We start from the raw sequence: 20,664 nt of genomic DNA on the forward strand, positions 1-20,664 counted from the left end.
CCTTGTGACGGACGGTGGGACCGGAGCGCTCTCAGCGCTTGACGGCCCGGAGGACGACGAACTTCGGGTCGCTCGCCACGACCTCGGAACGACCGAAGAGCCGCCTCAGCCGCACGTGGTAGCCGAGGTGCCGGTTCCCGATCACCCACAGCTCACCACCCGGGCGCAGCACCTCGTGGGCGCCCTCGAACATCCGCCAGGCCGTCGCGTCGGTCGTCGCCTGATGGGTGTGGAACGGGGGGTTGTTCAGGACGAGGTCCACCGAGCCCGCGGGCACCCCCGACAGGCCGTCGCCCACCCGGAACTCCGCCGGGGCGGCCGTACCGGCGTTCGCCCGGAACGTGGCCTCCGCCGACGCCACGGCCTGGTAGGACTCGTCGATGAACACCACCTCGGCCTCGGGGTTGGCCAGCGCCGCCGCCGTGCCCACCACGCCGTTGCCGCAGCCCAGGTCCACGACCCGCTCGGGCCCCCGGCGCTCCGGCAGGTGCTGGAGGAGGAAACGGGTGCCGATGTCCAGCCGCTCGGCGCAGAAGATGCCCGCGTGGTTGGTGACCGTCCGGCCGGAGACCACCCCGACGCCGTCGGGCAGGGCGTAGCTGTACGGCCACGGGTTGGCGCCCCGGGTGGCGGCCCGCTCCGGGTCCGGCGAACAGAAGATGAGGCGCGACTTCTTCACCGCCAGCGACGTCCGCGTCGGCCCGAGGATCCGCTCGAACAGCGTGAGCGTCGAGGTGTGGATCTCGGTGACCCGCCCCGTGCCGACCACGACCGTCCCCGCGTGCACCCGCGGTGCCAGCCGGTGCAGCTGATCCTCCAGCAGCGCCAGGCTCTTCGGCACCCGGACCAGCAGCACGTCGATCCGGTCCGGCGGGGTGTCCCGCGTGGACAACAGCCGCACCGCGCCGGCGGCGACGCTGTTGCGCGCCAGATTCGCCCGCGTCGCCTCCTGGCCGAGGTAGGAGTCCGTGATCTGCGTCGGGCCGTACGCCGCGAGAGCGGTCGTCAGGGCACCCCACCGGTCGCCCACGACCACCACGGTGCCCGAGAGGTCCACGGGATCGCCGTCGATGCCCCCGAGATGGCGCAGAAGGTATTCGTCGGCCGAGTCCCAGGCACGGAGCCGGTCGCGGGGGTCCTCGGGGAAACGGGTGAGTTCGTACTCACCCTGTGGCGTCGTGAAACGGTTCATCGTGCCCTCAGGCTAGCCAGTCCAGGGCACACCGGCCAAACCCGGCGGCGCGGCCGCGCGCGGCGCTCGGCACCCTTCGGCGTAGGTAGAGTGTCGCCCCGCCAAAAGAACGTTGTCGCAGGTGAAACCGGGGGCAGGCCATGGGAATAGTCAATCGGGTAAGAAATCTGGGTGATTCGGTGACCGCTGCGGTGACCGCCGGTAAGGACGCCGTCGCCGCCGGCCGGGGCGTGGTCACCCGGGGCGTCGACGCGGGCCGCGCCGGCACCGCGGCCTCCGGCGACTGGGTGCTCTCCGTGCTCCGCTCGCTGCCCGCGCCCGCCGCGCCCACACCGGTGGAGTGGGAGTTCTCGCTGGGCGCCCTGATCTGCCGGCACCCCCGGGTGCCCGCCGTCACCGCGAAGGTGCTGCGCCGCCTCGACGGCATCGGCGCCCTGCGCTTCGGCCCCGACTCGGTCGGCTTCGAGGGCGAGGACATCCCCTGGTCGAAGGTCGTCCACCTCCAGCTGCACGACGCCTTCAGCGCCATGACCACCGATGTCCTCGACGCCGAGATCGACCGCATCCGGGACGTCCTCCCGATGCTGCCCGGCCGCAAATGGGTCGTCACCAAGGTGGTCGAGGGCCTGGCCACCGTCATGCTCGCCGCCCTGGAACAGGCCGCCGAACAGCGCATGGACACCGTCGACATCGCCTGCGAGATCACCTACCGCGGCACGCTCGGCATGAAGAAGACGATCCGGGCCAACGTCTTCACCACCGCGCTCCTCGCCCAGCAGCCCGAGGTGACGGAGAGCCTGCTGGCCACCGCGCGCGCCAACGGCGTCCCCGTCCTGCCCGCCGAGGCACCGGCCGTGGGCACCCCGGCCGCCGAACGGGTACGGGCCCTGCGCGCGCGTACGGACGCGGTGGCGGCCGAACTCCGCGCCGAGCCGGGCGACGGATCCCCGGACGCCCCGCCGCAGCTCACGGCGCCGCGCCCCTGATCGAGGGCGCGGAGACCGCCGGCGTCCGGTGCGCGAAGGGCACGCGAGCGGACACCGGCGGCCGGTAGCCCGGGTGCCTCGGGTGCCTCGGGTGCCTCAGGGAGGTGCCTCGGCGAGGGGCCCGGACGCGGGATCCTCCTGGCGGACTTCACGGGATGCCGGGTCGCGGAACCCCACCCAGGGTCATGGCCGGGGGCGTGGGCTACCGGAGAGGGCAGCGGAGAGCCGACAGCGCGCGGCGGCCGAACTCGCGTGGGCGCGCGCCGCTCGTCGTAGCCGGCCCGGCGGGCCGGAGTGCGCGATCAGGTTCGCGGCGGCAGTGCCAGAGCGCGGGCAAGCGCACGGCTGAGGCGTTCCGAGTGATCGGGCAGGTGCCTGCCGGCCCAGCGGGTGGCCAGGGCCAGGAAACCGGCGAGGTCCTCCTCCGCGCCCGCCAGCAGGTGCCGAAGCTCCGTTACGGGCACGTCGATCCACTGACCGGTGTCCGCACGGGCGTCGACGGTCAGGCGGATCACGGAGCCACGGCGTTCGGCGCCGGGTGAGGGGTCGTGACCGAACCACGCGGCGGAACCGTCGTCGTCGAGGACATCCCACCAGTCGCCCCGGTCCTCCAGCCCACCGCAGCAGCCCGGTACCAGACGGGTGCCGGTGACGGTGTCGATCACCTGCAATCCACCCGCCGCGAACAGCGGGTCCATGGTCAGCAGCCCGTGGAGGAAGCCGCCGAGCGGGTCCTCGGGGCGCGGCGGGCGGTCGTCTTCGGGATCGATGTCATTGCAGGCGGCCAGAGCCATCACCGCGGTACCGACGTCGTCCGGCGCCAGCTCTCCGTCGAGCGCCAGGAAGGTGTAGGGCTCGACGTCCGATATCGGCCATAGGGCAAAGCCCTCATGACCGGGAATCTCCAGGACGGGTCGGACAGTGATCACCCACGGATCATGCCGCAGGCCTTTGCGGACGCCCAGTCATTTTCGTGCGGCTTTCGGGGATCGGCCGACGCGATGACGCACCGGCCTGGAGCTCCGCGCACTCGGCAGGTGGCGCAGGGCGAAGGTGCCGAGTGCGGCGTGGAGGACGCCCGCGACGAGGGCGGCGACGTGCAGGCCCGTGACGAAAGCCGACTTCGCGTCGCCGGCCTGTGCGGCCGTGAGGCCGGGGGAGCGGAGGGTTTCGTCGAGTGTGCCGGCGAGGTCCGGGCCCTGGAGCCGGAAGACCAGGGCGGCGAGCGAGCCGAGGAGCGCGATGCCGAGGGCGTTGCCGATCTCGTTGCTCGTCTCGGCGATCGCGGCCGCGGAACCGGCGCGCTCCGGGGGAACCGCGGCGACGGCGGTGTCGGCCACCACGCTGAACGAGATGCCGTAGCCGACGCCGGCGACGACGGTGGACGCGACGTACCAGCCGATGCCGGTGGAGGCGCTGGTGATCAGCAGCAGGAGCACGCCTGCGGCGATGAGGAAGTGGCAGGTGATCAGCGCTGCCCGGGTGCCGGCCCGCGCGACCGGTCCCGGTGCGACGACGCAGGTGACGGTGAGTACGACGGCGCCCGGGAGCGTGACCAGCGCCGCTTCCATGACCGTCAGCCCCAGGGCGGACTGGAGATAGACGCCGCCGAGGTAGGCCGTCGCCGACCACGCGGCCAGCGGCAGCAGCCCGGTGACGACCGCGATCGCGAACACCCGGTCCCGGAACAGCCGGAAGTCGATCAGCGGGTGTTCGAGGCGGAGCTGTCGCCGTCCGAACCACCCCAGCCCGGCGATACCGGCGACCCCTGTGACCGCCGAGGTCACGGTCGGCCCCTGAGCGGCGATCTGCTTGATCGCGTAGACGGTCAGCAGGATGCCCACGGCGGAGAGCAGCACGCTCGGGACGTCGACGCGGCCGCTCGCGGTGGCGCGTACCTCGCGGAGCAGGAGCGGCGCCAGGACCAGGAACAGCACGACGACGGGGAGATTGACCAGGAAGACCGACCCCCACCAGAAGCCGCTCAGCAGCCGTCCTCCGACGACCGGGCCGATCGCGAAGCCCGCGGCGAAGGTGGCCGCGAAGACTCCGATCGCCTTCGCCCGTCGGCGCGGGTCGGGGAACAGCTCGCCTAGTACCGCGAGGGCGGACGGCAGCAGCGTGGCACCGGCGACACCCATCAGGGCCCGGAAGGCGATCAGTGGCCCCGGCCCGGGGGCGAACGCCGCTCCCGCCGAAGCGGCGCCGAACACCGCCGTGCCCGTCATCAGCAGCTTCAGCCTGCCGTACCGGTCACCGATGTTCCCGAACGCGATGAGCAGGGACCCGACGGCGAATCCGTAGCCGTCCAGGATCCACAACGCCTGACCGGCGGTCGGCGACAGCGCCTCGGAGACCTTGGGCATCGCCAGGAACAGGACCGAGCCGTCCATCGCGACCAGCAGTACCGGCCCGAGTACCACCAGCAGACCGAGCCACGCCCGCAGGCCCGGCGAGTGAGGAGCACGCTGTTCGTTCATGCCTCCGACGGTGCGGCACCGTCCGCCCGGCAACCATCCCCCCCGCCATGGGTACACCTGGCAGGGATACCCGGGCGCGAACCGTGGCGCTTACGCTCGACGGCATGGAACTGGAGAGCCTCGGCGCGTATCTCAAGACCCGTCGCGACCGGGTCACACCCGTCGATGTCGGCCTGCGCACGCGCGGTGCCGCCCGCCGCGTACCGGGCCTGCGCCGTGAGGAACTCGCCCAGCTCGCCGGGGTGAGCGTCGGCTACTACACGCGGCTGGAGCAGGGCCAGGCCGGGACGGCCTCCCGGCAGGTCCTCGACGCGCTCGCCAAGGTGCTTCGGCTCGATCCGCCCGAGACGACCCACCTGCACAACCTCGCCCACCGGCCCGGCGGAGCACGCCTGGTACGCCCCCGTCCGGAACGCCCGCACCCCCGCGTGCTGGCACTTCTGACCTCCCTGGGAGAGACCACCCCGGCCGTCGTGCTCGGCCGCCGCGGCGACGTGCTGGCCTGGAACCGCACCGGGCACGCCCTCGTCGCCGAGCACGTCGACTTCGACGCGCCCGGCGACCTCGCACAACGCCCCTCCGTTCCCCGCATGTTCTTCCTCGACCCCCGCACCCGCGAGCTGCATCGCAACTGGGACGAGCTCGCCCGGACCCATGTCGCTTATCTCCGGCTCACCGCGGGTCGCTATCCCTCCGACGCGCGGCTGGCCGAACTGATCGGTGAACTCGCCATGCGCAGCGGCGACTTCGCCCGGCTCTGGGCGAAGGGAGAAGTCGCGGACTGCACTGTGGGCACCATGCGGCTGCGACACCCCACCGTCGGAGGGGTCGACGTCGAGTACCAGGTGTGGCTCCAGCCCGACAGCCCCGACCACCGGCTGGAGGTCTACACCCCCGGCGACCGCGCCTCCGCCGACGCGCTGGGGCTGCTGTCCGCCCGGATCGCCGGCCGGCGGGAGCCATGGACCGCTTCCGCCGAGACCCTCCGTAACCATTAGGGCCGCAGTCGGCACGCTCACCGGCCGCCACGGGCGGCGTCCCCCATTCGTACGCCCCCGCGTCTCGCATCCCCTCGTGGAACGCGAGACTCGGACGTGGACGGGTCGTACAGGCCCGCGCGGAGAACGGGGCCTTTATGACGGCAGCGCCATCCAGTACCTCCTCGGTCGTGCTGTCCAAGGGCGGGGCGGCCCTGGTGGACCTGCTCGTCGACACCGCGGAGTTCAAGATCACGGTCACCGGCCCGCGCATGCTCTTCGCGCACCTCAGCCTGCTGACGACCCTCTCGCCGTTCGAAGGCCGCACCGCCCAGCGCGTGGAAGAGCTCGCCCACCACCTGGAAGGCACCGTTCACTGCGGCCTCATCGGCATTCAGCAAGCCGACATCACGGTGGACAAGCACCGGGCGGGTGCCGTGCTGCAGATCGGTCTCGGCCCGGCGAGCATGTACCAGAGCGAACTGGTGTTGCGTACTCGGACGGGCGAAACCTTTCGCGCCCTGATCACAAGGCTGCTGTCCGACGACCCCTCGCGCCCGTTCTTCGCCGGTCTGTACGCCGTCCCGGCGACGGGCCACCTCGAACACCACCACCCACCTGTAGGTGGGGAGGGTGGAGAGGGTGGGGAGGGCGGAGAAGACGGGCACGGCGGGCACGGAAGCCATGGCGGACACGGAAGTCACGGTGCGCACCACAGCGACGCACATGACGGCGACGCACATGACGGCGACGCGCATCACGGCGGCGCACATCACGCGGGAGCCGGTCATGGACACCCGTAAGAGCGCCGCCGACCTCACCCCCGCCGAACGGGACGCCTTCCTCGAAGCCGTGGTCCGCCTCAAGCACCGCCCTGCTCCCGGCGGCCCCGCCGGCGCCGGCGTCTACGACCAGTTCGTCGCCCTGCACGGTGCCGTCATGGCCGTGACCGCGCCGGGCCTCCCGCCCGGGGAGACCGTGAACTTCGCCCACTGGGACATCGGGTTCTGCGCCTGGCACCGCAAATACCTCATCGAGTTCGAGAAGGCGCTGCAAGCGGAGGTCGCGGGGGTGACTCTGCCGTACTGGGACTGGTCCCGTCACACGGACGCGGTCAACAAGCTCTTCCGCGCGGACTTCCTGGGCTCGCTGCGTGCCGGGTCGCCCGGTCCCGTCACCGACGGTGTGCTGCGCGACCCGCTCCCCCCGGCGGAGCGGCCGGCCTGGTGGCCGGCGGGAGCGGAGGGGTTCCCGGTCCACCCGCTCCTGGAGGAGGGTTTCGGCACCAGTCTGGCCCGGGGCAGCGTCGGCGTGGGCTGGCCGCCGACGGCGGCGCAGACCACGCGACTGGAGGAGCTGGTCATCCAGCAGCCGGGTGTCCACCCCCTGTGGTACTTCTGGCTGGTACTGGAACAGGGACACGACCAGATCACCGCCCGCACCCACAACCGGGGTCACAATTTCATCGGCGGGCACATGTCCGGTGCCTTCTCGCCCAACGACCCCGTCTTCTGGCTCCACCACGCCAACGTGGACCGGCTCTGGGCCAACTGGCAGAAGCGCCGACAGGCCGCCGTCCCCGGTTCGACCCATGAGGACCACTACCCTCCTGGATCCCAACTCTCCCCCTTCACCGGCTCCCAGGCCCCGCCGGGACACCGCCCGGACGACGCGATGTGGCCGTGGGTGGGCGGCGCCACGGGCTTCGGCGTGAGCGTCGACTCCGCGGTGCGGCAGCTCCTGCCCGACTACTCCGGCACCCCGGCGGTGACGGTCAAAGAGATGCTCGACCTGAACGCCCTGGGGTACCGGTACGCCCCACCGGGCACCTGAGGCAGGCGACTTCCGAACGCGGGGCGGCCGCCGTGCCGGCGCCACGCGGCCGCGGCCGCCGTCGAAGCATGGGGGGCTGGCACCAGTGAGCTTCGACCGGGTGGCCCGATGTCCTGCCGCACGTCCGGGCCCCTAGCGTCGACTCCGCCCTTCTTCTTGATCCAACCTTCCACAAGGAGCACGATGCGCGGCGTCATGCCCTCACTCGCGATCGGTCTGAGCCTGGCCGGTCTGCCGGCCGGAGCCGTGCCCGCCACGGCCACGCCCTCCCTGACCTCTCGCCCGATGACGGCCTACGAGCACCAGAGACCCGCCTGGGGGACGTGCCCGGAGTCGCAGAAGGAGCTGAACGCCGCGGGGGCGGAGTGCGCGAAGGTGACCGTTCCGCTCGACTACTCCGTACCCGGCGGCCCCACCCTCCGGATCGCGGTCTCCCGGGTCAAGGCCAGGTCCAAGGCCGACCGGCGCGGCATCCTCCTCTCCAACCCCGGTGGGCCCGGTGGCAGTGGGCTCGCCAACACCCTGGCCCTGCGCCCCGCGCTGAAACAGGTGGCGGACCACTACGACCTCATCGGCTTCGATCCGAGGTTCCTCGGCGAGAGCTCCCCGCTCACGTGCGCCCCGGCCCCGCCGCCCACCCCGCCCGGCCCGTCGACGTCCGCCCGCGAGGACTTCGAAGCGTCGGTGCGGGCCGCGCGGGACACCGCGCGGCGCTGCCGGGAACACGGCGACAACGCGGCACTGCTGCCGCACGCGTCCTCCCGCAACGTCGCCCGCGACATGGACGTGATCCGGGCAGCCCTGGGCGAACGAAAGCTGTCCTACTACGGCGTCTCCTACGGCGCCGACCTGGGCGCCGTCTACACCCAGATGTTCCCGCGCCGTACCGACCGCATGGTCATCGATTCCTCGACGGACCCGGCGGCCACCCAGTACGAACTGTTCCAGCGCTCCGGCGAGCCCGCCGAGGAGGCGCTGGACGAATGGGCGGCGTGGACCGCCCGGCGCCACGACACGTACCGGCTCGGCCGGACCGCCGCCCAGGTACGCGCCGGCGTGCAGGGGCTCCTCGATCAGGCCGAGCGGCGGCCGGTGACCGTCGGCGGACACCGGCTGGGCGCCCCCGTCCTGCGGATGCTGCTGAAGCAGCCCGTCCAGCACGCGGAGAACGACCCGGCGCTGGCCGCGATCGTACGGGACCTGGCCGACGCGGCCGCCGGGAAGCCGGTCGAGCCCGGTCCCGAGCTCGCGACCATGCTGGAACTGCTCGCCTCACCGGGTCTGGCCGACAGCATGGTGGGCGGGGCGATCTTCATGTGCGGGGACGGCGGCTGGCCCTCGGGCGGCTGGCCGAAGGACCCGGAGACGTACTGGAAGAACAGCGTCCGCAGCCGCGCCACCCAGCCCGTGTTCGGCCCGTACGTCAACGGCATGATCGCCCCGTGCGCGTTCTGGGCCGGCGAGCCCCGTGAGGCGGGCACCGTGATCGGCAACGACGTGCCCGTACTGATGCTCCAGGCCCGCCACGACAACAACGTCCCCTACGACGGAGCCCTGGCACTGCACCGCCGCCTCACCGGTTCCCGCCTGATCACCGCGGACATCCGCTCCCACGGGGTCTACGGGCGCGAGCTCGACGGCCACCGGCCCGTCCCCTGCGCCGACCGGGCCGTCAACGACTACCTGCGCACCGGAACCCTTCCCGCCCACGACCTCACCTGCGCCCGCGCGGAGGCCGCCCGATAGGCCGCACCGGCGATCGCGGCGGTGTTGCAGTTGGTGCCGGTCTCGGCGAGTGCGGAGCTCTTGTCGGCCGTGCCGGTCGTGGCGAGGCTGGAGCCCTGGTCGGCGGCCGGGGGCGTGGTGGACCGCGCGGGCGCGGGGGCGTCGGCCTTCATCGTCTTGGTGATCCAGTTCACGTAGGCGGGTGCGCTGGTGTAGAGGCCGGGGCCCTCGGAGCACGGCACCTTCGGGGCGCCGGGCCCGGAGGTGACGCCGATCAGCTCCCAGCGGTCGCCCCGCCCCTTCTTGATCTGCGGTCCGCCGGAGTCGCCGAAGCAGGCCATGGACTTCGGCTTGGTGGTGATCGTGCACAGGCGCGTGCGGTCCGCGTAGCCGGGCGCGCATTCGGACTCGGCGCCCCTGCGGGTGTTCAGCTCCCGCAGCCGGTCGGGGAAGGTGAGTTCGGTGTCGCTGGTGGTGCCGAAGCCCAGGAGCCGGGTGGGTGTGCCGGGCCGCCCGGGCTCGTCGGCGATCTTGATGGGCTTCTGGTTGACCGGGCGGTCCAGGCGTATCAGCGCGATGTCGTTCTTGTTGGCGGCCTTGTTGTCACCGTTGGTGTAGCCGGGGTGGACGAAGGACCGGTCGATCTTGCGGACGGTGCCGCCGGACTTGCGGTGGTCGGTGCCGATGCGCACGATGCCGTCGAGTTCGATGCCCTCGACCGCGAGGCAGTGGGCCGCCGTCAGCACCCACTGCCGGTCGATCAGCGCCGCCCCGCAGTTCCCGTCGATCAGCCCCTGCGACGGCGCCGACTCCGGGATGACCGCCATGAAGGGGTAACTCTCGCTGGAGTCCGACCCGTTGACGATGGCTTTGGCGCTGCCGGCCAACACGGTGGTGCAGGCCGCGACGGCGAGGGCGCCGACGGAGGCAGTGCGGACGGTACGGCGGCCCAGGGGCTTGAAACTGAACACAGATGGTTCCCTTTTGCTTGGTGGATCTGTGCATTCAGCCTCGTCGTGCCGGGTCAGGCAGACCATCCGGGCAACGGGTCAGTCGGTCCTGTGGGCAGCCCTACCTGCGCACGGGGGAACCTCGGAGACCGGAACAAAGAGAATCCGGCAGAGCACGGATCGGTGTCGGCATCTGGTCGAAGGTCAACGAACCCGCCAGATGCAACAACGTCTAAAGTCGGAGGTTCGGTACCTCGGCCGGTCCCGTTCTCGCCTGCGAAGCGATGGGGCGTGGCCTGCGTGCGAGCAGGGCGGTACGGGTCCCGGGCCCGCACCTTGACCTCGATCAGACTTGAGGTCCTACGGTTTCCGTATGACCTGCACGGTGATGCAGGCTCCGTACCGAAGCACCAAGAGGGACATCGCATGACGACCCAGCAGATCTCCGACGCCGAACTCGCGGGACAGCCCGCCGCGTACTGGACCGGTATCGCCTACGAGGCGCTCATCGCGTTCACCCGGGCCCGGCAGGCCGAAAAGGGTTACACCCAGCCCCAGTTCTGGCTGCTGCGCAACCTGTCGGAGAACGACATCTCGCCCGACGGCAAGGGGATGACCCTCTCCGAGCTCCGCGAGGCCATGGCCTCCTACATCCGGCCCGAGGACGACCTGGCGGCGGAGTCCGAGGCGCTCGTGGAGCGCGGCTGGCTGACCCGGGACGCCGAGGACAGGCTGTGGCTCACCGAGGAAGGGGAGCGGGCCCGCGTCGACCTCGCGCGCAACGCCCCCGCGATCCGCGCCGCCCTCCACGAGGGCATCGACGACGCGGACTACGTCACCACGATGAAGGTGCTCCAGCGGTTGATCCGCAACGCCGGCGGGACGGTCGCCTGAGTTCGACGCGGCCGGGCGACGCCTGCGGTGCGCTCAGCCCGCCTGCTCGCGCCATTGCGCGTAGTTGTTCCGGACGTCGGCAATGCTCGGGTGACGCACGGCGTCGAGTCCGTCGTCGGCGAGCAGGTCCGCGACCAGAGCCGGGCTCCCGAATACCTCGGTCCCGCTGAGGTCCCAGTCGGTGAGGACGAACCAGGAGCGGTCCAGCGGCCACCAGTGTGCGGGGAACTTCTGCGAAACAACCCAGCGCGGCGGGCCGCAGTCGTCGTGGTGGGCGAGTGCCTCGTCGAGGCGACCGAGCCTTGCGGGGACCGGGGCGGCTACGTTCTCGATCGCCGCCTGGGCCCAGTAGCACTCGGTGGCCAGGCCGTCCGGGCTGTGCCGGGCCAGGATCTCGATCAGGCGAGCCAGGCACTCCCGGTCGATCTCGCCCAGCGACGGGCTGGTGAAGTCCCGGGATATGCCGAGGTCGTCGAAGACCTTCCAGGACGGAGTGTGCTGCCAGTCCTCAAGCCGCTTGCCGGCGCCCTTAAGCAAATCGTTCCACCGGACCCGAGACCCTTCCTGGTGGATCGTATGCAGAACCCAGCAACGGTCCGCGAACTCCTCCTGCGGTTCATAGCCCAGGATGGCCTCGTCCTGCTCCAACAGTGGGCGCATACCGCCCAGCGAATTGTCGTCCGACACACGCTCCAACGCGTTATCCCCCGCTAGTCGACTGTTCATACCATTTTCGGTGGCTCGTCGAGGTTAGAGGATAAACATAAAGATAAGCTCGTTTTTAACCTCCGTCGGCGTGGGCCTGTGACCGTCTCTCCGGTGGGCACGGCTTCTGATCACGCGGAAGGGGAAATCTGTTCGCGCACCCAGCCGGGATCGGGGTTGGTGTGCGGCCGGCCCGCCACGACGACGGTCGGTACGGTCTCGTTGCCGTCGTTGGCCGCCCGCACCGCTGCGACTCCCGCCGGGTCGCGCCAGATGTCGACCCAATGCAACTGGCGGGCGCTGCGGCCCAGCCGGATGCGCAGTCGCATGCAGTACTTGCAGCCCGGCCGCCAGAAGACGACCGGCCGGCCGTCGACCGCGCTGCGGCGTTGTGCCTCCCGCGCGCCGATCGACCTCGGGAAGATCAGGGGCGAGTTCACGCCTGCGAGCACCAGGAACACCAGCAGGAGTGCCGCGGCCGCGCCGGGGTTCCCCTCGAAGATCAGCACGGCCGCGACGGCTGAGCCGCAGAACACAAGCAGCATCGGCAAGATCCAAGCGCGCATCATGATGACGAAGGCTACCGATCAGTCGAAACGCTCCTCGAACCAGGCCGCTCGCCCTGTTCGCCGGATGGCGCGGGCGGCTCAGCCGTTACCGAATTCCCGCGCCACGCGCTCCAGTCGGTTGCGGTGGTCCGCCCACCACGTGCGATCACCTGGTGGCAGGTTGTCGTTGCCCTCCAAGTGCCCGGCGGACCCGTCGATGAGCTCTCGCACGATGTCGGCGTGGCCGGCGTGCCGCTGAGTATCGGTGATCACGCGCACCACGATGTGGTGCAGTGTCACCTCTCGGCGTTCCTCCGGCCACCACGGGACGTGGCCGATCGCGTCCAGCGCCAGTGTGGCGATCGTGCTGTCGGAGTGTTCCCACGCCCGGTGGTACAGCCCGACGATCTCTTCGCGTGACTCGTCCGCGGTGGCCCACATGTCCGCGTTGGGTTCCGCGTCCTCCGTGTACCACCAGGGCGGCCGCTCCTCGTCGGTGAAGAACGGTCGCCCGAACGTGTCGCCGAGGTACCCCAACTCCACGCTGGCGACGTGTTTGACCAGCCCCAGCAGGTTCGTGCCCGTGGGAGTCAGAGGGCGGCGGATGTCGTATTCCGAGAGCCCGTCAAGCTTCCATAACAGGGCGTCACGTCCGTCCTGCAGGTAACGGAGGAGGTCTGCTTTCGGATTCGGTTCGATCATGCCTGGCAGTCTTCCACCCGGCACTGACAGCCTGGCTCTACGAGACAGGCCGGACGCTGCTTCCAGGCCCAAGCCCAGGCCCAGGCGCGGGCGCGTCCGGTCTTGAGAGGTCCGGCCACTCTCCGGTCCAGCGCGATACAGGGCAGTTCGCGGGGGCGCCATGTGATCACACCCTTGACCTCAACCGCGCTTGAGGCGTGATGATGATCCACATGAACACGGAATCCACGTCCCACGCGGCAGACATCGAGGCGATCAGCCGGCTGGTCGCCACCGTCGAGCACTCCCAGCAGAACAAGGACCCTGAGGAGTTCCTCGGCCTCTTCCACCCGGACGCCATCTGGACGACGGCCCACGGCAAGGTCCTCATCGGCCTCGACGCGATCTCGGAGTTCACCCGCAAGGTCCTTCCCGCGGCGAGCTGGGACGGCAAGGTCACCTACGAAGTGGTCCACGTGTTCTTCATCCGCCCCGACGTCGCGGCGGTCAAGGTCCGTCAGCGTTACCTGTCCCCGGGCGAGGAGAGCGAGGGCGCCCCGCTGTACGTGGTCTCGAAGCAGGCCGACGGCCGCTGGCTGCTGACCGCCTGCCAGAACACGGGGGTCGTCGCCGACTAGCTTGCCCGTCGATCGTGTCCGGAGCCGGATCGGGAGTGCGGGGCCCGGCTTCCCGTTCAGGGGGTGGGGTCTTCCTTGGCCAGGCGCAGGCCGCGGGCGGCGGAGTCCACGATCAGCGACCCGCCGGTGAACACGCCCAGCTCGCGGGGGCCGTCCAGCAGCAGGAAGGACAGGTGCTCGTCGGTGTGACCGGGGGTGGCGAGGGCACGCAGCGTCAGCCCGCCCGGGTCGGCCTCGTCGCCGTCGGCGAGCGGGGTGTGCGGAAAGGCGCGCCGCCCGGCGGCGGAGGCCAGGACGACGGCCCCTTCGTCGTGGCTGTTCGTGGCGAGTGACAAGGCCCTGGCCAGCGGAAAGAAGCCGGAGCCGCGCCGTCGGCCGCGGCGCGGACGGCGCGCGGGGGATCGTGACGCCGGCCCCTGGGGCAGCGGTCGGTACGGGCCCGAGAAGGCCGCGCGCATAGCGCGATGTTAGTTTCCTTCCCGTGGAGCACCAGGATCGGACCAGGGCGGCCTACGACGGGGTCGTCGAACTGTACGCGTCGATGTTCGCCGACCGGCTGGAGACGCAGCCGTTCGCGCGAGCCATGATCGGCACCTTCGCGGAGCTGGTGCGCGGGACGGGGAACCTTCGGACGGCCGACGTCGGGTGCGGGCCCGGGCATCTGACGGCCGTGCTGCACGACCTGGGGCTGGACGCCTTCGGGCTCGACCTCTCCCCGGCCATGGTCGAACACGCCCGCCGGGCCTGCCCGGCGCTGCGGTTCGACGAGGCGCGGATGGAGGCCCTGCCGGTCGAGGACCGCGCGCTCGGCGGTGTGCTGGCCCACTACTCGATGATCCATACCCCGCCCGGGGAACTGCCCGCGCTGCTCGCCGAGCAGGCGCGTGTCCTGGCGCCCGGGGGCCTGCTCCTGGTCTCGTTCTTCGCGACCGACGGACCGGAGCCGATCCGCTTCGACCACAAGGTGACGCCCGCGTACAGCTGGCCGGTGGACCGGTTCGCCGAGCTGCTGGCCGGGGCCGGGCTCGTCCCGTTCGCCCGGCTGGTCCACGACCCGGCCTCCGAGCGGGGCTTCCTCGACGCCCATCTGCTGGCCCGCGTCGACTAGAGGCGCCCGGGGAAGCCGTACCCCGGGTCAGTCGACCGGCGTGCCCGGCGCCGGCCATTGCCGGCGGGGAGGGATCAGCAGGCGCAGCAGACGGGAGACGGCGCGGAGCTTCCAGTCGTCGGGAAAGCGGATCCGGGTGATGAACGCGGCCGTGGACCTGCTGATGGACGCCGTCGCGGCGGCGGCCGACGCCGGCTCCCGCGGCGGGGGAGCGCCGCCGGCCACGCGTCGATGGCGTCCATCGCCGAGAAATAGGCCGACGCCGGCGAGACGGACAGCTCGGCCATCCAGTCCGGGTCCGCGAACGGCGGGGTGCCCGTCCGCAGCGCCGCGGCCAGGCTGCTGGTGAGCCGGTAATAGGCGTAGGCGAACGGGGCACGGCGATCGCGCTCCGCGTCGTACCGCCCGACGCGGAGCGCGAGTTCACCGGCGACACGCTCGACCTTCTCGGTGGGGGAGGGGCCGCCGCCGGGCGTCACGCGGGGCCTTCCGTCCCGCCGCCGTCCCCGGACACCCGCCGGGCCTGCTCCGTGGCCCGTGCCCGGTCGCACACCAGCTCCCCCGGCGAGACTCCGCCCTCCGGGGCCCCGGGCCTCCGGGAACCGCCGCCACGAGGTGGCCCGGAACGTGAACGTGCCTCGCCACACGCCCGTTCCCACCGTGAAGCAGTAGACATGGCCGGGGGCTTCAGCGGTCAACCGGACCACCCACCGGACGGCGGGGTTTCGTCAGCGTGTACGGTCACGTCCAGCAGCGTACGGTCTGGTTTGCTCCCTTTGCGGGAGAATCGACAGCCCGGCGGTGAGCAGACGCCCGCCGATCCCGCGTCGGTGTCACGCGGTGTTCGTCCGCTAGGGTTTGACGCCGCCACAGGTACCGAAGCACAGGTACGCGAACGCGGTGCCACAGCCGTTGAGCTTGGGCTGGCACCAGCAATCACGGACACAGCACACGCAGCCGTTGGGCGAGCACCAGTCGCTGTAGCAGCTGCACGTGCACCCCGGGAGCGGGGCCGCGGGAACGGGGCCGAGCGTCGCCAGCGCCGCACGGCCCTCCTCCCGGCCGAGAATCGCGATGGCGTCCTTCCGCAGGGATTCCAGCTCCTGGTGCAGCGCGGCGTTCATGCCGGTGAACGTGGACTCGCGGCCGAAGACGACGCCGGCCCGGTCCAGGACTCCCCGCTGCTCCGCCGTCAGGTCCTGGTGGGAGCCGCGGTACCTCTCCAGGTGCTCCAGCCACAGGCGACTGCGGTCCGCCGGCGCGAGCGCGGCGAAGATCGCCTGACGGTAGGGCATCTCGTGCGCGGCGAACGCCTCGTAGTCCCGGGGCAGGCGGGCCCGGTTCGCTTCCACCCACTTCTCCGCCGGAGACGCGGCCGACGCCTCGGAAACCGGCCCGCCGCCCAGCACGGCGGCCACCACGCCCAGCCCGGCCAGCCGGACGAACCGTCCCCGGCCCATGCCCTCCACCGGTGCGTCCGCCGCCCGGCCCGCACTCCCCAAGGCGCGCAGCAGACGGGCCGTGCTGCGCGGTCCGAGCCTGAGCGCGAGGCGCACCCCCATCGGCCAGCCGGTCCAGGCGCGCACGGGCGCCTCGCCTTCCGCCACCCGGATCAGGGTCGGCGCGTGCGGCGGGCGCGGGCCGAGGGCCCGGGCCCGCCACGCCTGGACCTGCGGATCGTCCAGCGGCATGACGTCGAGCCGGGAGCCGGCGTAGCCCTTGACCTCGTCGGCCATGGCCCGGCACCGGCAGCAGGAGGAGTCGAACGCGAGCACCCAGCGACCAGCAACCATGACCAACCCCCGCAAGCCGACTGATTGTCACTTCTGTCACCATCAGTCTGGAACGGGGAGAGTTATCTCAAACAGCGCGCGGGGGTGCTCCGGGGGCATTCCGAACGCGCCCCGGCGTGCTGCCCGCCCCGCACCGAAGGGATCGGATCCGCCTACTGGTGCGGCCGCACCAGGTCGAACGGCTCGATCCCGTGGCCGTCCCAGATCCGCCGCGACGTCTCCTCGGGGTACGGGGCGGTGCTCGCGGCCGGGCCGAGCAGCCGGGTGGGCCGTCGCCCGGGCTCGTAAGCCGGCCAGCCGGGATCCCCGTCGTACGCGAACGCCGCCCAGGCGCGGCGGAGATCGTCGGCGAACGCGACGGTCCCCCCGGACGGCGCGCCCTCGCCGAGCAGACCCCGCCCGCCGGGGCTGTCGAACGTGCCGAACAGCAGGGGCACGTCGAGGCTGTGGCACGCGCCCAGGGCGCCGCCCAGCGCGGGTGACCGCCCGCACAGTTCGGCGAGGTGGACCGTGCCACCCGCGGCGGAGTGCGCCTCGGCCAGCCGGAGGCTCGGCATCCGGAAGAGGGCGTCCGCGTGCACCGCCTCGAACAGGGCACCGGCGGAGGCGTCCGGGAAGCTCTCCCGGTACGCGCGCTCACCGCCCGGACCGGGGGCGAAGGCCCGCAGGGCCGCGGTGGCCTGCTCCTCGGTGACGGCGCCGAGCCGGCCCGTCATCACCATGAAGAGCCGGAACTCGTCACGGGTGTGGCAGACCAGCAGCTCCACGTCCGCCGCCCGCCCGTCGCGCACGGCGCGCCAGGGCACGTCCGGCACGAGGTCGTCGTCGATCACCGGCGCGAACAGCGCCGCGGCCCGCGCGGCCCGGCCCCAGCGGCCCACGTGCTCGGTCAGCTCCATGGTGAGCGCGCCCGCCGCGTCGGCCAGCCGCTGCGGCGCTACCGCGGACAGGCTCTCCACGGTGGGTTTCGCATCGACCCGGCCGGCCAGGGCGGCGGCGATGTCGGCGGCGAGCGCGGAGGTGAAGTACAGGCCCGGAACGGACTGGGCGATCGCCCGGTGGAAGAGTCCCCGGGCCGGCGGGGCGGCCAGCAGCGAGGCGATCGACCCCGCCCCGGCCGACTGGCCGCACACGGTGACCCGGTCCGGATCGCCGCCGAACCCGGCGATGTTCTCCCGCACCCAGCGCAGCGCCGCGATCTGGTCCAGCAGACCGCGGTTGGCCGGGGCGTCCTCGAGCGCGGCGAACCCCTCCGCGCCCACCCGGTAGTTGAGGGTGACGACGACCAGGCCGGCCTGCCGAGCGAGGAGGGCGGCGTCGTACAGCGGATCGGCGGCGGACCCGGCGGCGTACGCACCGCCGTGGACCCACACCAGGACCGGCAGCCCCGTGGCGCCGACGTCGGGCGACCAGACGTTGACCGTCAGCCAGTTCTCCCCCACGGGCGGGCGCGCCGCCGGCGCGGGCCCGGACTGCGGTACGGACGGCCCGAAGGCCGTGGCGTCCCGCACCCCGGCCCAGGGCAGGGGCGGCCCGGGCGCGGCGAACCGCAGGGTGCCCACCGGAGGACGGGCGAAGGGCACGCCGCGGAACACCGCGAGCCCCTCGCCGTCCTGAAGTCCGGCCACCGTGCCGGCGGTCGTGGGGACCTGCACACCGGTGCCGGTCATGGGCCGCTCCTTCGCGCTGTCCAGGGTCGCGCCGTCCAGGGTCGCGCTGTCCAGGGTCCGGCACGACAGCGAACACGATCGACCGCGCCCGCCACAACACGACCTGCCGGATGCCCGGCACTTCGGTGTGCGACACGCCGTCGCTCCGGTTCCGGGGACCGGTCAGGCGGCGGCCGGCTCCGACTCCGCCTGGCGGCGGAGCAGCTTCTTGTCCGGCTTGCCCGCGTCGGTGAGCGGCAGCACGTCGACGAAGAGGATGCGCGCCGGCTCGTACATCGGGCCCCGCGCCTCCCGGACCATGTCGCGCAGCGTCCGCTCGTCGAGGTCGCAGCCGGGCTCCCGCACGACGGCGGCGTGCACCCGCTCCATGCGGTTGGCGTCGGGGACGCCGAAGACGGCGGTCTGCCGCACCTGCGGGTGGGTGTTGAGGAGATCCTCCAGCTCCGTCGTGTAGACGTGCCCGCCGACTACGACGATCATGTCCTTGAGCCGGTCGACGATGGTGAGGTAGCCCTCCTCGTCCAGGTACCCGATGTCGCCCGTGTGCAGCCAGCCGTCGCGCAGCACCTCGGCGGTCAGCTCGGGCTGCTTCCAGTACCCCTGCATGATGCCCGTGGAGCGTACGCATATCTCGCCGTGCTCACCGCGCGGCAGGTCGGTGCCGGCCTCGTCGCGGATGGCGATCTCGACGCCGTCCAGCGCCTTGCCGGCGGAGCGCAGCAGCTCGGGGCGGTCCGGGTCGTGGTCCTCGGCGGAGAGCCGGCTGATGCCGCCGGCCTCGTTCTGTCCGTAGAACTGGTTGAGCACCGGGCCGAAGCGCCGCACCGCGTCGGCGATCCGGGCGGGGGACGACTGGCAGCCGCCGTACCAGATGTGGGTGAGGCTGGAGGTGTCCGTGCGGGCCGCGTCGGGGTGGTCCATCAGCTGGTACAGCAGCGGCGGCAGCAGGAACGTGTGGGTGATGCGGTCGCGCTCCACGGTGGCGAGCACCGTGGCGGCGTCGAAGTCCTCCAGGAGCCGCACACTGCCGCCGGAGCGCAGCGCGTGGTCCGCCAGCATGCCGCCGGCGTGGGCGAGGGTGGTGCACAGGAGGTAGCGGACGGGGCCCGCCCAGTCCGGGATGGCCTCGTCCTGCGCCGGAGCCTGGGAGAAGGCCGTGCAGATCGCCTTCGGGTGGCCGGTGGTGCCACCGGTGTGGCGGATGGTGCAGATGTCGTCGGGGCGGGCCAGGCCGGGGAAGGGCTCCGTGGACTCCTCGGCGGCGAGGTCCAGCAGGCTCCGGCCGACGTCGGCCGGTCCGAGGGTGAGCAGGTGTGCGACGGGCGCCCGGCCGGTGATCTCCGCGGCCCGCGCGGCGTACTCGGGGTCGGCGATCAGCACCTGGGTCTCGATGTCGCGGACGATGGTGGTCTGCACCTCGGCCGACAGCTTGTTGTACAGGTGGTTGACCGGGCAGCCGATGAGGTTGGCGGCGTAGCGTGCGGCGATCGTCTCCGGCAGGTTCCCGCTGAGCAGGGTGACGACCTGGCCCCGGCGTACGCCCTGGGCGCGCAACGCACATGCCATCCGGTAGACGAGTCCCCGGAGTTCACCCCCGGAGATGCGGCGGTCCTTGTGCAGCACGGCGGTTCGGCCGGGCTCCGTTCCCAGGACATCCAGATTCCGCTCCACGTGTGTGCGGAATTGCCGCGTTGCGACGGTCATGCGTATTTCCTTTCATGGGGCATCAGTTGACTAAGGCAACCAATTCTCCATGATAGTCGCCCATGATCGTGGGCTCAAAGCGGGCGAGCCCCTCTACCGGAAACCCCTCGATCAAAACGTCGATATCCGGTCAACATCCCGAGTTTCGTGGCGATATCGACCGCGCGACGGGCCGGGGTGACATGTCCCCGCTGTGCGCTATGTGGGTGGTTATGGGGGTGTGTCGAGTGTGATGGTCGGATGAGTCAAGGGCGGATTGTTAGGTTTTTGCTACTGATCTGATAGTTCGTCCAATCGTGAGTGGGGTGGGGGAGTGGGTGGTGGTTGCGGTGGGTGGTGTGCGCGTGTCGGGGCGAAACGCGGTGAGCGGTGAGGGCGGGTCGGATCCGGGGGGTGGTGTGCCGGGCCCGGCGGGCGAGGTCTCGATGCCCGGCCCCGACGGCACGGGGGCCGTGGGGAGCGGGGGCGGCTACGACTACGAGCGGTACAGCCGGCTGGCGGGACCGCTGGAGGAGCCGCCGACCGGCGTGTACCGGGTGGCCTACCGGCGACTGATGGGGCGTCGGGGAGCGGCCACCGCCGATGTCGACGCGGTCCTGCGCGCGGAGGCCGGGGCTGTCTGGCGTGTGGGGTTGTTGGTGGGGCTGGCGCCTTTGGTGTCGGTGGGGTTGTTGGTGTGGTTGTTGTGGCCGGTGCATTGGGTGGTGCGGGGTGGGTGGTGGGGGTGTGTGGATGGGTTGATGTTGTTGTCGGTGGGGTTGGTTGAGGTTTTTCGGGTGG

Annotated in this window: 20 protein-coding genes and 2 pseudogenes; 9 read left to right on the forward strand and 13 right to left on the reverse strand. The window is 71.7% G+C overall.

Annotated elements, in window-relative coordinates:
* Window positions 1–31: 31 nt before the first annotated feature.
* The gene (locus tag LUZ64_RS33705; RefSeq protein WP_095584753.1) at window positions 32–1,192 is read right to left on the reverse strand and encodes a methyltransferase; all 1,161 of its coding nucleotides are present in this window, start codon (window positions 1,190–1,192) and stop codon (window positions 32–34) included.
* Window positions 1,193–1,371: 179 nt separating this feature from the next.
* On the opposite strand from LUZ64_RS33705, the gene LUZ64_RS33710 reads away from it, so the two are divergent.
* Entirely contained in the window at window positions 1,372–2,178 is an 807-nt protein-coding gene (locus LUZ64_RS33710; protein ID WP_143593452.1) for a hypothetical protein, read from the forward strand.
* A 302-nt stretch (window positions 2,179–2,480) separates the two neighbouring features.
* Here the strand turns inward: LUZ64_RS33710 and LUZ64_RS33715 are convergent, their stop codons facing one another.
* Together LUZ64_RS33715 and LUZ64_RS33720 are read right to left on the reverse strand one after the other, a co-directional pair.
* On the reverse strand, window positions 2,481–3,107 hold the full coding sequence (locus LUZ64_RS33715; protein ID WP_095584755.1) for a hypothetical protein: 627 nt from the start codon (window positions 3,105–3,107) through the stop codon (window positions 2,481–2,483).
* 36 nt (window positions 3,108–3,143) lie between these two features.
* Window positions 3,144–4,658 carry an MFS transporter gene (locus LUZ64_RS33720; RefSeq protein ID WP_095584756.1) on the reverse strand — a complete coding sequence of 505 codons (1,515 nt, stop codon included), beginning with the start codon at window positions 4,656–4,658 and terminating at the stop codon, window positions 3,144–3,146.
* A gap of 104 nt (window positions 4,659–4,762) precedes the next feature.
* Here LUZ64_RS33720 and LUZ64_RS33725 point away from each other — a divergent pair, with 104 nt between their 5' ends.
* From LUZ64_RS33725 to LUZ64_RS33740, 4 genes are all read left to right on the forward strand, one after another.
* A complete protein-coding gene (locus tag LUZ64_RS33725) occupies window positions 4,763–5,656 on the forward strand; it encodes a helix-turn-helix domain-containing protein (RefSeq protein WP_095584769.1) in 894 nt (297 codons plus the stop codon).
* A gap of 170 nt (window positions 5,657–5,826) precedes the next feature.
* Complete coding sequence (locus LUZ64_RS33730; RefSeq protein ID WP_095584757.1) at window positions 5,827–6,438, forward strand: hypothetical protein; 612 nt, start codon at window positions 5,827–5,829, stop codon at window positions 6,436–6,438.
* Window positions 6,362–7,468, forward strand: coding sequence for a tyrosinase family protein (locus LUZ64_RS33735; protein ID WP_232399030.1), 1,107 nt, complete (start codon window positions 6,362–6,364; stop codon window positions 7,466–7,468). Before LUZ64_RS33730 ends, LUZ64_RS33735 begins: the two co-directional genes overlap by 77 nt.
* Before the next feature lie 183 nt (window positions 7,469–7,651).
* Window positions 7,652–9,214: an alpha/beta hydrolase gene (locus tag LUZ64_RS33740; RefSeq protein ID WP_095584758.1), complete on the forward strand. Its 1,563-nt coding sequence runs from the start codon at window positions 7,652–7,654 to the stop codon at window positions 9,212–9,214.
* Here LUZ64_RS33740 and LUZ64_RS33745 read toward each other — a convergent pair.
* Window positions 9,148–10,164: a S1 family peptidase gene (locus tag LUZ64_RS33745; protein WP_095584759.1), complete on the reverse strand. Its 1,017-nt coding sequence runs from the start codon at window positions 10,162–10,164 to the stop codon at window positions 9,148–9,150. The two genes, LUZ64_RS33740 and LUZ64_RS33745, sit on opposite strands and share 67 nt — an antisense overlap.
* Window positions 10,165–10,569: 405 nt before the next feature.
* Between LUZ64_RS33745 and LUZ64_RS33750 the strand changes: the two genes are divergently transcribed.
* Window positions 10,570–11,037 carry a MarR family winged helix-turn-helix transcriptional regulator gene (locus tag LUZ64_RS33750; RefSeq protein WP_095584760.1) on the forward strand — a complete coding sequence of 156 codons (468 nt, stop codon included), beginning with the start codon at window positions 10,570–10,572 and terminating at the stop codon, window positions 11,035–11,037.
* Between the two features lie 33 nt (window positions 11,038–11,070).
* Here LUZ64_RS33750 and LUZ64_RS33755 read toward each other — a convergent pair whose 3' ends face one another.
* The 3 genes from LUZ64_RS33755 to LUZ64_RS33765 all read right to left on the reverse strand — a co-directional run bounded on the left by LUZ64_RS33755 (window position 11,071) and on the right by LUZ64_RS33765 (window position 12,992).
* Window positions 11,071–11,697 (reverse strand): hypothetical protein, encoded by a 627-nt coding sequence (locus tag LUZ64_RS33755; protein ID WP_170116947.1) that lies wholly within the window; start codon window positions 11,695–11,697, stop codon window positions 11,071–11,073.
* Between the two features lie 176 nt (window positions 11,698–11,873).
* Window positions 11,874–12,311 (reverse strand): glutaredoxin domain-containing protein, encoded by a 438-nt coding sequence (locus LUZ64_RS33760; protein WP_095584762.1) that lies wholly within the window; start codon window positions 12,309–12,311, stop codon window positions 11,874–11,876.
* A gap of 78 nt (window positions 12,312–12,389) precedes the next feature.
* Window positions 12,390–12,992: a DinB family protein gene (locus tag LUZ64_RS33765; RefSeq protein WP_095584763.1), complete on the reverse strand. Its 603-nt coding sequence runs from the start codon at window positions 12,990–12,992 to the stop codon at window positions 12,390–12,392.
* Window positions 12,993–13,195: 203 nt separating this feature from the next.
* Between LUZ64_RS33765 and LUZ64_RS33770 the strand changes: the two genes are divergently transcribed.
* The gene (locus LUZ64_RS33770) at window positions 13,196–13,609 is read left to right on the forward strand and encodes an SgcJ/EcaC family oxidoreductase (protein ID WP_372478760.1); all 414 of its coding nucleotides are present in this window, start codon (window positions 13,196–13,198) and stop codon (window positions 13,607–13,609) included.
* Between the two features lie 56 nt (window positions 13,610–13,665).
* On the opposite strand, the gene LUZ64_RS33775 is transcribed toward LUZ64_RS33770, so the two are convergent.
* Window positions 13,666–13,944 (reverse strand): MBL fold metallo-hydrolase, encoded by a 279-nt coding sequence (locus tag LUZ64_RS33775; RefSeq protein ID WP_232399031.1) that lies wholly within the window; start codon window positions 13,942–13,944, stop codon window positions 13,666–13,668.
* Window positions 13,945–14,150: 206 nt separating this feature from the next.
* Here LUZ64_RS33775 and LUZ64_RS33780 point away from each other — a divergent pair, with 206 nt between their 5' ends.
* On the forward strand, window positions 14,151–14,717 hold the full coding sequence (locus LUZ64_RS33780) for a class I SAM-dependent methyltransferase (protein ID WP_232399033.1): 567 nt from the start codon (window positions 14,151–14,153) through the stop codon (window positions 14,715–14,717).
* 27 nt (window positions 14,718–14,744) lie between these two features.
* Here LUZ64_RS33780 and LUZ64_RS33785 read toward each other — a convergent pair whose 3' ends face one another.
* The 5 genes and pseudogenes from LUZ64_RS33785 to LUZ64_RS33800 all read right to left on the reverse strand — a co-directional run bounded on the left by LUZ64_RS33785 (window position 14,745) and on the right by LUZ64_RS33800 (window position 19,884).
* Window positions 14,745–14,942, reverse strand: a complete 198-nt coding sequence (locus tag LUZ64_RS33785) for a hypothetical protein (RefSeq protein ID WP_095584765.1) — start codon at window positions 14,940–14,942, stop codon at window positions 14,745–14,747.
* Window positions 14,943–14,956: 14 nt separating this feature from the next.
* A pseudogene (locus tag LUZ64_RS37920) lies at window positions 14,957–15,424 on the reverse strand (DUF5995 family protein); the annotation flags it as partial.
* A 144-nt stretch (window positions 15,425–15,568) separates the two neighbouring features.
* Entirely contained in the window at window positions 15,569–16,510 is a 942-nt protein-coding gene (locus LUZ64_RS33790; RefSeq protein WP_143593453.1) for a bacteriocin fulvocin C-related protein, read from the reverse strand.
* Window positions 16,511–16,662: 152 nt separating this feature from the next.
* Complete coding sequence (locus LUZ64_RS33795; RefSeq protein WP_095584767.1) at window positions 16,663–18,180, reverse strand: carboxylesterase/lipase family protein; 1,518 nt, start codon at window positions 18,178–18,180, stop codon at window positions 16,663–16,665.
* 162 nt (window positions 18,181–18,342) lie between these two features.
* Window positions 18,343–19,884 carry an AMP-binding protein gene (locus LUZ64_RS33800; protein ID WP_095584768.1) on the reverse strand — a complete coding sequence of 514 codons (1,542 nt, stop codon included), beginning with the start codon at window positions 19,882–19,884 and terminating at the stop codon, window positions 18,343–18,345.
* Window positions 19,885–20,189: 305 nt separating this feature from the next.
* Between LUZ64_RS33800 and LUZ64_RS33805 the strand changes: the two are divergent.
* Window positions 20,190–20,664, forward strand: a pseudogene (locus tag LUZ64_RS33805) (hypothetical protein); the annotation flags it as partial.

Source organism: Streptomyces albireticuli (assembly GCF_021228125.1).
Classification (GTDB): Bacteria; Actinomycetota; Actinomycetes; order Streptomycetales; family Streptomycetaceae; genus Streptomyces; species Streptomyces albireticuli.

Bases quoted from the DNA above. Each gene is read 5' to 3' on its own strand.
- LUZ64_RS33755 (WP_170116947.1), bottom strand. From the start codon at position 11,697: ATGCGCCCACTGTTGGAGCAGGACGAGGCCATCCTGGGCTATGAACCG.
- LUZ64_RS33760 (WP_095584762.1), bottom strand. From the start codon at position 12,311: ATGATGCGCGCTTGGATCTTGCCGATGCTGCTTGTGTTCTGCGGCTCA.
- LUZ64_RS33725 (WP_095584769.1), top strand. From the start codon at position 4,763: ATGGAACTGGAGAGCCTCGGCGCGTATCTCAAGACCCGTCGCGACCGG.
- LUZ64_RS33780 (WP_232399033.1), top strand. From the start codon at position 14,151: ATGTTCGCCGACCGGCTGGAGACGCAGCCGTTCGCGCGAGCCATGATC.
- LUZ64_RS33740 (WP_095584758.1), top strand. From the start codon at position 7,652: ATGCGCGGCGTCATGCCCTCACTCGCGATCGGTCTGAGCCTGGCCGGT.
- LUZ64_RS33765 (WP_095584763.1), bottom strand. From the start codon at position 12,992: ATGATCGAACCGAATCCGAAAGCAGACCTCCTCCGTTACCTGCAGGAC.
- LUZ64_RS33800 (WP_095584768.1), bottom strand. From the start codon at position 19,884: ATGACCGTCGCAACGCGGCAATTCCGCACACACGTGGAGCGGAATCTG.
- LUZ64_RS33705 (WP_095584753.1), bottom strand. From the start codon at position 1,192: ATGAACCGTTTCACGACGCCACAGGGTGAGTACGAACTCACCCGTTTC.
- LUZ64_RS33795 (WP_095584767.1), bottom strand. From the start codon at position 18,180: ATGACCGGCACCGGTGTGCAGGTCCCCACGACCGCCGGCACGGTGGCC.
- LUZ64_RS33770 (WP_372478760.1), top strand. From the start codon at position 13,196: ATGATCCACATGAACACGGAATCCACGTCCCACGCGGCAGACATCGAG.
- LUZ64_RS33720 (WP_095584756.1), bottom strand. From the start codon at position 4,658: ATGAACGAACAGCGTGCTCCTCACTCGCCGGGCCTGCGGGCGTGGCTC.
- LUZ64_RS33750 (WP_095584760.1), top strand. From the start codon at position 10,570: ATGACGACCCAGCAGATCTCCGACGCCGAACTCGCGGGACAGCCCGCC.
- LUZ64_RS33790 (WP_143593453.1), bottom strand. From the start codon at position 16,510: ATGGTTGCTGGTCGCTGGGTGCTCGCGTTCGACTCCTCCTGCTGCCGG.
- LUZ64_RS33735 (WP_232399030.1), top strand. From the start codon at position 6,362: ATGACGGCGACGCACATGACGGCGACGCGCATCACGGCGGCGCACATC.